This window comes from Halorubrum sp. SS7, from assembly GCF_005435055.1.
Lineage (GTDB): Archaea > Halobacteriota > Halobacteria > Halobacteriales > Haloferacaceae > Halorubrum > Halorubrum salinarum.
This window is the reverse complement of the sequence record NZ_SGXV01000441.1, coordinates 1-338: the sequence shown is the minus strand read 5'-3', so window position 1 is coordinate 338 and position 338 is coordinate 1. Positions and strand designations below refer to the sequence as shown.

Below are 338 nucleotides of genomic sequence, written 5' to 3'. Positions count from 1 at the left end.
CGAGGACGTCGAGACGGTGACGCCGGACCTCATGATGCAGGAGGTCGCCGCGATGATGACGATGTCCGGCGTGAAACCCCTCCCGGTGGTCGACGACGACTACGTGGGGATGGTCTCCACGACGGACGTCGCCGAACACCTCTCTTGAGCGGGTTCCGGCGACGGTGTCCGATGGGCCGGGCGTCCTCGCCCTCAGACCAGCAACAGCGGCAGCCCGGCGATCACGCCCGCGCCGATCAGCAGGAGGTTCCAGAGGAACACCGGCCTGACCAGGTCGCGCGCGATGCTCGCCGCGAAGGCGGTCTTGACGACGATGCTGGCGGCGGTGCCGGCGACAA

At 68.6% G+C, this 338-nt stretch carries 1 protein-coding gene and 1 pseudogene; one reads left to right on the top strand and one right to left on the bottom strand.

Features of this window, described 5'->3' with window-relative positions; translation table 11 throughout:
* Window positions 1-148: CBS domain-containing protein (locus tag EXE44_RS18720; protein ID WP_137718096.1), on the top strand; the 148-nt coding region annotated here is incomplete at its 5' end.
* A gap of 44 nt (window positions 149-192) precedes the next feature.
* Here EXE44_RS18720 and EXE44_RS21730 read toward each other — a convergent pair.
* Window positions 193-338: pseudogene (locus EXE44_RS21730) on the bottom strand (MgtC/SapB transporter); the annotation flags it as partial.